Here is a 1,406-nt window from a genome sequence, read left to right as displayed (position 1 = left end):
ACACCACCGCAACGACCAGGAGCCTCGTCTCGTCACCCCACACCCGCTGACCTGCACCTTCACCCCAGCAGGACAGGATGAAAACGGTTCAGTGAAGCGTGTTGCATAAGGCTGTGATCAAGCAGCTTGAAGCGGGAGGCTGGGCTTGTCGGGTCATGCGGCGAGGGCGAGGTTGTCCATGCGGGCGACGGCCTGGACAGCGTGATGGAGGCCGTCACCGCGCTGCCGGCAGTCGCGGAGGATCTTGCAGTTCCTTATCCGGGAGAAGACGTGTTCGACGCGTGCGCGGACATTGCGGTGGGTAGCGTTGTCCTCTTCCTCGTCCTTCAGCAGCGCCCGGCCGGGGCGTTTGCGATGCGGGACGAGACCGGTGTTGATATAGGCGCTGTTGCCGAGCACGGTGATACCGTGGCAGCGCTGGGCCGGAAGGCCAGCGGTCCTCTTGCAGGACCGCGAAAAAGATAACGGGGGGATCGGAGCACTCCCGGCGACAGCCGTGACGTCCTGTCTGCTCAATCGTTTATCCGATGAAGCCTGCTGGCTTCCGGCGTTCGCGTCGTACGGCGCGTCACCGATGCGGCCCTTCCATGTGCGTTTCGCAGGCTGTGGCGGCGATGCGCTGAGGGCCGTTCCTTTGTACCCGTCAGCGACGGCCCTTCACTTGCTGGATCCTCGGAGGAACACCAATGATTCGAGGTTTTATGCCGTAACGTTCTTGGCGCTCTGGTCGTTCTTCTCATGAGATTCTGCGCAGGCCTCCCTGTACACCTGACGGGATCTCCGGCTGTTGACCGCCCAGTTGAGCACTTCTGGAGTGTCAGTCGCTGTCACAGACGTCCCGCACCTACGATCCCTCCCGGTAGGTGCGGGACGTTGGCACAGCTCCGACTGCCGGGCTGGTCTGCCGGCCGTACGACCTCGCCCGTTCCGGGCTGGGGTGCCTCAATGTACTCGCGCGATGGCAGCAGTCAGTTGTCAACCAGATGTCCTGGCCGACGGCTCTGGCGTCGGCCAGGAGGCTGCAGCCGGCCGAGATGGCCGTACCTCTACTGACCTTGAATGCGTGGTGTCGTCATGGTGGCTGGCGTCGGAGGCCGGTGCCGGTGAGGCAGCCGTCGAGGGTGTCGGGGCGGTACTGGAGCCGGCGGAGACCCCGCCGGACGGCGGTGATCAGGTCGTCCGGGTCGGCGAAGGCGCGGTCGGTGGTGGTGGTGCGTGGCAGGAGGGACCAGGTGCCTTCGACGGGGTTGAGGTCGGGTGCGTAGGGCGGCAGTTGGAAGACGGTGAGCCAGTCGCGGTCGGCGGTGTAGTGGCGCATTCCGGCCGTCAGGTGGGTGTTGAGGTTGTCCCGGACCAGCACGATCGGGCCGCCGAGCTGCTGGTGGGCGGTCTGGATCAGGTCGCGG

At 65.3% G+C, this 1,406-nt stretch carries 1 protein-coding gene and 1 pseudogene; both read right to left on the bottom strand.

The window, feature by feature from the left end; all coding sequences use genetic code 11:
* Positions 1-153: 153 nt before the first annotated feature.
* Positions 154-402, bottom strand: a pseudogene (locus ABZ624_RS43085) (transposase family protein); the annotation flags it as partial.
* A gap of 670 nt (positions 403-1,072) precedes the next feature.
* On the bottom strand, positions 1,073-1,406 hold a 334-nt coding region (locus ABZ624_RS43080; protein ID WP_360101238.1), incomplete at its 5' end, for a transposase.

The organism is Streptomyces sp. NPDC007205, from assembly GCF_040634095.1.
Classification (GTDB): domain Bacteria; phylum Actinomycetota; class Actinomycetes; order Streptomycetales; family Streptomycetaceae; genus Streptomyces.
Note: the sequence above shows the minus strand (reverse complement) of the source record. Positions and strands in the feature narration are given on the sequence as shown.